The organism is Paenibacillus sp. RC73 (assembly GCF_044908085.1).
Lineage (GTDB): Bacteria > Bacillota > Bacilli > Paenibacillales > Paenibacillaceae > Paenibacillus > Paenibacillus terrae_A.
Genome location: NZ_JBIYCV010000023.1, coordinates 20,898 through 27,928 on the forward strand (window position 1 = coordinate 20,898; position 7,031 = coordinate 27,928).

Sequence of the window (7,031 nt, forward strand, 5' to 3'; positions counted from 1 at the left end):
TCACTCTATTAAAACACTTATTTTATTGTTTTGTTCACTTCATAAATTTTAGAAACATCTAGCTCTGAGTCAGGGAATGAGATCGCAATACCAATTGGTACCATTTTTTCGCTAAAACTAATGGATTCGAACACTTTTACTTTAGGGTGAAGCGGGTAGATTAGAAGCATGCCATTTTCTTTTCGTCGCAGCATTCGAATCTCTTTTTTGTCCTTCATATTCTTTATCTCGTCTTGATTGAGATCAATGAATTCCTGCCGCGAAGCAACTATAGCACGTATATCAACTTTATCCTGCCCTTGGTTGTTATACTCTTCTGCTTTAACTCCACGCACCACAGCAGAGTCAATCTTAAATTCCCCGAATTGTACTGGAAACTTCTCAAGACCACTTTTACCTCTTGGCTCTCCTTCTACAACTGCTACTGTCCAATACAAAAGTTCTCCAATTTCATTAACCTGCTGAATATAATTCACAATTTTGGAGCTATCAACCTTATCAGCATCTTGCCTGGTCTTGTATTCGGAAAGAAATTTTAATACTGAATTTGCTTCCACTTCCCGAGCTATATAATAACCAGTTTTACCCGATCCAATATACGTTTTCGTAAATTGAGAGGATAATTTATTTATAAAGTTCTCGGTCACTTTCATGTTGTGAGAGAAAAAAGTTTCCTTGTTGTCATATATACGAGTTTGCTGCAGGGTTAACCCATAAATAATATTTGATACAGCAGCATTTCTCATTTTTAATGGACTTGTTAAGGTCATAGTTGGATGACTTAACATTTTCATTGCGTATTCCAGTGGTGTCTTTTTCGCTTTTGCCAGCCTGTCAAATTCTCTTCTCAGTTCAATCATAGCAATGGCTAGATGTTCAAAATTCGAAGCAATTTCAGCAGTCGTGTAAATTCTGCATAAGTCCATATATCCCTTTCGATAACCAAACCAGCGACCCATCTGCATTAAAGTGTCGTACATCAGCGTATTTCTGAAATAGTAAGTTATGCTGAGCCCCTCAAGCGTGAGTCCCCGTGACAGCTTGTCTCCACCAACTGCGATTACGTTTAGACCATCCTCTTTATATCGGTGATAGTCTAATGCATCTTTACTATTACCATTAATTTCGAAAACACGAACCTTTTTTGAACTCTCTCTAAGTTCCTGATAAACCTCTTCCCAGTTGAATTCTTGAATCTTACCAGGCCATGCTCTACTTGTTGGAATTACATCTTCCTCATAAAGCTCTTTAATCGCTTTAACAATCTTACTATTCTCGTTATACTGAATTTGCATGGTTATTTCGTTAAATACCTTGTCCACACCATCTTTTACAGTCGACTGAACATCTTTAAAACGAGAGGTATGAATAAGCATTGAATTATGTTTATTCCGTTGGCCCCGCAGATTTCGTACAGCAATCGTTAAAAGAAATGCTAAGATCGACTCTCCCATCTGAGGTGGAACCTCTTCAAATTTATCAGCGTCACCTTTTGTTTTAATTCCCGTAAAGACTTCTATATCGGCATTCTTCAAAGGACGAATTAAACTTGGACGTGGATCGTCCGCATCTTCTTCAACATTGAAAAATTCTTCCGGCCCACAGTATTCTTTTGGCTTGGGTAGCCCGACAAGAAAATCTTTAGGATACAGGTCCTTGCCTTCGTCTTCTGTTTTGGCTTCAGTACTAATTAATAAATTTGCAAACGGTGTTGCTGTATAACCTACATAACATTTCCGATTAAACACCTCTAGAATCTGCCGTATTAACTTATTTATTGTCTTAGGATCTTCATCCTTCGAGGTATCAACGGACGCCTGATCAGCTTCATCATCGATTATTAAAACAGGAATATCTAAACTAAATAAATTCTTTTGATACTCGAGCTGATTTTTCAGTGACTCTAAGACAATACTATTCTTTTTAACAACCATAAGAGTTCTTTGGTTTAAGTTAAAAATACCAGTTGGTTCAGAAGAGATATCACGTTCCACTGTAGTCCATGTTGAAATAATATGATCAGCTGTATTAGTATAAATTTGGGCAACTCCAACTGGTTTACCTTCCCTATCCACTCTGCTTCCAATCACTTCTTCATCTAATCTAAGCTGTGTCTGCGCCCGTAGGTCATTGTGTACACCAGATAATACAATTACCAACTTATATCCAACATCGTAAGCTTTATTAATTAAACCTGTGAAGTTAGCAGTCTTCCCGGACTGCACATACCCTAATACAAGTCCTCGCTTGTCAAAAGAATGTATTTCATTCGGGTTTCCCAAAGACCGCATAATTTCATTTGTTGAATCATCGATGGAGTCAACAGCCTCTTGGTCCCAATGCTTAATCCTTATTAGATAGTCTCTGTAACGGGTCCAGAAAAACGCTCCCAAGAGTAATTTGGGACTGTACCAGTAGCTCACTTCTTCTAGACGTAATACTGGAGTTTTTATAATATCAAAATTAACATTATATTTCAGATACATTTCTAACGACCACTGCTCGATCAGACTCGCTTCCACTATTTGCCCCTGTATTACGAGCCTTGCTAGCTCTAGCGCTTGTTCAGCTGCTTTTTCTTGGCTGGAGAAGAATGACTTTAAGTTCATATAATTAGTAGCAAATGTTTGTTCAAATAACCCTCTTGCCTCATTCATACCTGATATCCGCCTCTTCCAAAATTGATTTCAACGTTATGCGATTTAGGCCATCAAACGCAGGTTGAGTAATAAGTGCATCTAATAGCTGTTGTTGATTTTGAACAACATGAAGCTTAGTTAAGGTGGAAGAGAATTGGACAACTAGCTCTCTCATAGCGTCAGTGACCATTTGGACGACTTCTTCTGCCACTTTTGGCGAATCAATGATATTACTGGGTGATCCCAACTGAACGAACTTTAAATACATGTTAAGCAGTTTTGAGGTCTCGTCATCTATTCTTTTCTGAATTTCTGATAAAACAGGATGATTTCTATTTAAAATAAATTGCTGCCCTTCATCACTACCCGACAACTCCCATGTATTGAGACTCCCTTTAAAGGTTTGGTTAGAATGGGCGCCTTGAGTCCTAAAGTAAAAGATATCGCGGGAAATTTTGCGAACAAATTTTGCTATTGATTCAAGCCTTGTTTTTGCGTTATCCGGTGGAATCACAGCTGATTTTTTTATATCTACCTGCCAAGCATCATCTGCCGTATTTGGCAGGTCTATGCGAATTCTTGCTAGCTGGGACGAAGTATCCTTTTGAAACATTCCCAACCAATCACCGTAATGCAGCAGTCTGTTCTCGCGATATATATAAAAACCTTGATGGTCTCGCCACCCCCTATTGCCTCCAGCTCTTTTATAATCTTGTTCATTTAAAAAAGAGGCATGAGGCAGTACATAATATTTAACTTTTATTCTGTTCTTATTGATGTTTAAAACCTGTGTTTCTCCTTCCAAAGTAGAAGGATGTTTAATCATAAAAGGATCCCAAGGATCAAGAACATTTCCGTTTAAGATAATCTGGACTTTGCCATATTCAATGATTGAGTGAAAAACAAACTCTAAGTGATTATGTATCCGCCGAACTTTGGTGAAAAAACTGCTTTCATGTATTGTATTTGCAGTCCCCGCTCCCATGAAACGATCCAGCTTATCTATACAAATAACTGTACCGCTATCTCCCTCAATCTCGCTCATTAACTCCCTAACTTCGTCTGGGATCTCCGTGAACAGCTGCCACTCATTACATTGAGACACATGATCTAGATCCCAACACCGCTGTGCATAAACTCCCTTATGTTTGGTAAGAACACTTAACCGCTTACCAAGAGAAAATGAAGCAGTCTTGAGTCCCATACCAAATCTTCCAAGTTCACTGGGTTGTCTGTTTGCACGCGGGTCTTTCGAACCTATATTCATAGCTATTTGGAGCATATTCTCATCCATGCCAGAACCGTTATCTGCAATTGTTATTGTCCCATCGTTAACTAAGCACTTAAATTCGAGTGTGATTTTAGTTGCTTTTGCATCAATGCTATTGTCCACCAAATCTGCTATTGCGGTACCAGCGTTATATCCTAATGAACGAAGTGCTTGGATAACCGGTGTAGCAGATGGCTGAGTTACAATTATATTCATAGTGAGTACTCCTATTTTTTAAGTAGTATCAAATATCTAGTTCAAATAAATAAGCAGCTACCATTGCTGACCATTATTCACAGCAATATTCGACACAGAAGTCCTATATCCTTCATAGAATAAGGTTATCCATTTTTTCAAATAAAAGAATCTCCACTCAATGAGCGGAGACTCTTAACTTAAATAATTGTAACTGTTTCCTGTGGAATTATTATATTTCTCAGGGTATCTTTTACGGGTACCCCTAAATATTTTAATACCTGTTCAGCCACTGCCCTACCCAAAAGTGGTGGAACGGCGTTTCCAATTTGTTGGTACTGTGAGTCTTTAGAACCCTCAAAAATAAAGTCATCAGGAAAAGTTTGAAGCCGCGCTGCTTCCCTAATACTTATTGCTCTATTTTTACATGGATGGATCCACATCGACTTCCTAACGTTCAAAACTGTCCCTGATGGAGTTTTGTAATTAAGCCTTAGATATACAGTATTTTGAGTTCTACCAGGATTAGAATATGTTTGTTTGTAAGAATCATCAAGATCATGAAAGTTCTGCCCTGGCTCCAATACTTTAAATCTCTCTAAAGCCGTATTAGTTGTTTCGGTCATAACATGGTTTTGTACTCTAGCATCAGTTCCACGCAGATATTGAAGAAGCGGGTTATTTATTTTAGTTAGTGGTTTATCAATTGGTTGATCTGCTTCCATTGTTGTAAATGGTTCGATTTTCTCAAGATCTCCAATGGCATCTTCCACTTTATAAAACTGACTTGGTTCCTTAACAACAGAATCCGGTAATACTACAGGATTATCTCCTACGAACTCTTTTTTGACTCCAATAAGAACAAGGCGTTCTCGAAGCTGGGGTGCACCAAAATGCGCTGCATTTATGATATGTTCTTCATTTATTGTATAACCAAGATTCTTAAACTTGGAGGTTAAGTAACTCATTACACCGTATGTCTGTACGCTAATACAAATGTTTTTATGATCAGGTAAAATATCAACTATCTCAATATCGTTGGCTTGAATTTCATTCATTTTCATCAAAATCTTTTGAACTTCAATGATTTGATTTAAAGTATCAAATAGATCTTTTCGGGATGAATCCGTTAGATCTTTCTTCATTATCAGATCCCCAAGCTTCATCCATTGTTCTTGGTAATAAATACTCCAATAACTATTATGCTGTTCCTTCCACTTCGAGAGGGCTTTTTGTAAAGCATTTTGGGCTTTAGCAATATAAATATGAGCTTCTTTCTCTTTTCTACTGATATGACTTATTTTAGAAAATAAATTTTTATCATTTATTATGAATGGAGATAGATTAACTTTCCGCTGAATGCGATCTCTAAGAAAACTGACTAGTTCATCGGTCAAACTATTCTCTCTTCCTAAAATGACCCTATCAGGTATTAGTTGTATCCCTAATTCTTCTACTACCTCTTGTCGGTCATTTGATGAGTAGAAGAATTTATGCTTGTCCGATTTCATAGCTTTAACATTTTCCATTACAAATGCGTCTGGATTTAACTCTTTAATAGCTCTTACATATTCTTTGACCAACTGGTTATTGGTTGAAATGAGCTCTGACTTCTGCCGATTGGCATTCGAAAAGCCCTGACAGGGTGGTCCACCAAAAACAAGATCTATCTTTTGACACTCATCTATCATCTCTTGATAGTTAACTTTTCTAATATCGTTAAAGTATCTAATATTTCTATCATCATTCTCATGATTATAACGATCATGATTTCTTTTATATGTTTTTTGGGCAGATTCATTGTTTTCCACCGCGGCTGCGATTTTCACTTGACCCGTTTGCAAAAAACCTAAACTTAACCCTCCAGCTCCAGAAAATAAATCAACCGCTAACAGTTTTTTATTTTTCATTAATTCTCCACCCCTTGCTCACGAACATCCGTTCCATATATAAGCAGCTTAACATTTCGCAGATTATTTTTCAAGTGATAACTCGTAAATTATTAGAATACAATATTTCAAGACAACATGCTATACAAAATAATAATCCCACCCATTTTCTGATGGGCAGTTATTAAGCCAACGTTTCGATTTTCTCTCTAATAAGTCCCTCTAGATCCTTTCGATTCAAGGTATCTAATATTGTTACTCCTCCAAGCTGATTAATGTACATCATCAAGCTTCTGAAATTTTCCCTATCGTTAAATGAAGACTCCAGCTCTTTTTGCTTTAATACCGAGAGAACAGCTTTCGTTATATCAGGGTTTCTTTAAAAACTTCGTTCAAGAAGACTCTGGGCTATATCTAATTTAGAAAGGAGAACCTTGGCAAGTTGATATGCTCCCCTTATAGTAGACAGAAAAAAGCAAGCCCATTAGTCTGTCTATTATGGGGGATTTTTTGTGGGAAAAATAAGAAAAACTTACAATGTTGCATTCAAGGAAAAAGCAGTTAATCTTTACCTTAAAAAGGGAATGAGCTACAAGAATGTAGGGCGAGATCTGGAGATGGATCATTCATTGGTCCGACGTTGGGTGAAATCTTTTCAGGCTGAGGGTCCTGGAATGGGAAGACCCCGAACACGGCCAGAAGATCCAGAAGTCAAGCTGAAGCGTCTGGAAGCCGAGAACGAAATGCTAAAAAAGCTCTTACAGATGTGAAAGGAGGAATGAACGCCGTACCGCAGGGGAAAAAATTTGCGTTGATCCAGGACTTGATGAGCAACGGGTACAACATCGTACTGCTATGTAGACTGGCCCAAGTGTCCAGAAGCGGTTTTTATAAGTGGATGAAACGGCAGACGTTTATTTCTCCAAAACAACGAGAAGATGAATGGATTGTCAACAGTAAATCAAACAACTTTTTTAAGGGCTGCAAGGCGATACTGAATAGGCGTCATATAGCCTAAAGTTCCATGAATGCGATGTT

General features: G+C 37.7%; 6 protein-coding genes. 2 read left to right on the forward strand and 4 right to left on the reverse strand.

The annotated features are described in order from the left end of the window. Positions 1–17: 17 nt before the first annotated feature. The 4 genes from ABH897_RS27040 to ABH897_RS27055 all read right to left on the reverse strand — a co-directional run bounded on the left by ABH897_RS27040 (position 18) and on the right by ABH897_RS27055 (position 6,360). A complete protein-coding gene (locus tag ABH897_RS27040; RefSeq protein WP_404592957.1) occupies positions 18–2,657 on the reverse strand; it encodes a Z1 domain-containing protein in 2,640 nt (879 codons plus the stop codon). Beyond that, on the reverse strand, positions 2,650–4,125 hold the full coding sequence (locus ABH897_RS27045; protein ID WP_404592958.1) for an ATP-binding protein: 1,476 nt from the start codon (positions 4,123–4,125) through the stop codon (positions 2,650–2,652). The genes ABH897_RS27040 and ABH897_RS27045 overlap by 8 nt, the downstream gene beginning before the upstream one ends. 179 nt (positions 4,126–4,304) lie before the next feature. Beyond that, the gene (locus ABH897_RS27050; protein ID WP_404592959.1) at positions 4,305–6,014 is read right to left on the reverse strand and encodes a DNA cytosine methyltransferase; all 1,710 of its coding nucleotides are present in this window, start codon (positions 6,012–6,014) and stop codon (positions 4,305–4,307) included. 163 nt (positions 6,015–6,177) lie between these two features. Then, positions 6,178–6,360: a DUF6339 family protein gene (locus ABH897_RS27055; RefSeq protein WP_404592963.1), complete on the reverse strand. Its 183-nt coding sequence runs from the start codon at positions 6,358–6,360 to the stop codon at positions 6,178–6,180. Positions 6,361–6,505: 145 nt separating this feature from the next. On the opposite strand from ABH897_RS27055, the gene ABH897_RS27060 reads away from it, so the two are divergent. Together ABH897_RS27060 and ABH897_RS27065 are read left to right on the forward strand one after the other, a co-directional pair. Then, positions 6,506–6,763, forward strand: coding sequence for a transposase (locus ABH897_RS27060; RefSeq protein WP_404592960.1), 258 nt, complete (start codon positions 6,506–6,508; stop codon positions 6,761–6,763). A gap of 8 nt (positions 6,764–6,771) precedes the next feature. Continuing rightward, the gene (locus tag ABH897_RS27065) at positions 6,772–7,011 is read left to right on the forward strand and encodes a hypothetical protein (protein WP_404592961.1); all 240 of its coding nucleotides are present in this window, start codon (positions 6,772–6,774) and stop codon (positions 7,009–7,011) included. Positions 7,012–7,031: the final 20 nt, after the last annotated feature.

What these genes read in the sequence shown, in the direction of transcription:
- ABH897_RS27040 (WP_404592957.1), bottom strand. Translation starts at nt 2,657, where the DNA reads ATGAATGAGGCAAGAGGGTTATTTGAACAAACATTTGCTACTAATTAT.
- ABH897_RS27045 (WP_404592958.1), bottom strand. Translation starts at nt 4,125, where the DNA reads ATGAATATAATTGTAACTCAGCCATCTGCTACACCGGTTATCCAAGCA.
- ABH897_RS27050 (WP_404592959.1), bottom strand. Translation starts at nt 6,014, where the DNA reads ATGAAAAATAAAAAACTGTTAGCGGTTGATTTATTTTCTGGAGCTGGA.
- ABH897_RS27065 (WP_404592961.1), top strand. Translation starts at nt 6,772, where the DNA reads ATGAACGCCGTACCGCAGGGGAAAAAATTTGCGTTGATCCAGGACTTG.